Source organism: Dolichospermum circinale AWQC131C, from assembly GCF_000426905.1.
GTDB lineage: Bacteria > Cyanobacteriota > Cyanobacteriia > Cyanobacteriales > Nostocaceae > Dolichospermum > Dolichospermum circinale.
In genome coordinates this window covers 1-355 of the sequence record NZ_KE384591.1, presented here as the reverse complement: position 1 = coordinate 355, position 355 = coordinate 1, and the positions used below count along the sequence as shown (strand labels likewise).

The window sequence follows — 355 nt, the reverse complement described above, 5'->3', positions numbered from 1 at the left end:
TAGCAACTCAAACTCAAAAATCTCAATTATCTACCTACTCCATAGCTTTTGCTGAGTCAGAATTCAATGAAGGGGAATTGGCTCAAAAAATCGCTAATCATTTTGGTGCAAAACACACAGAATATCAAGTTACATCATCCTTTGCTAAGAGCATATTACCCGATTTCCTCGCAGCAATTGATCAACCAAGTATTGATGGCTTTAATACATTTTGTGTCTCTAAATTTGCCCATGACCATAACATGAAAGTAGTATTATCAGGTTTGGGTGGAGATGAAATTTTTGGTGGCTATAAATCATTTCAAAAAGTTCCTCAAATGGTAAAATGGAGTAAAAAACTAAATACATTACCTTT

1 protein-coding gene is annotated in these 355 nt (G+C 34.1%); it reads left to right on the top strand.

Translation table 11 applies throughout. The features are described from left to right. A partial coding sequence (locus tag ACIR131C_RS26540) for an asparagine synthase-related protein (RefSeq protein WP_231395378.1) occupies positions 1–355 on the top strand: 355 nt, incomplete at both ends.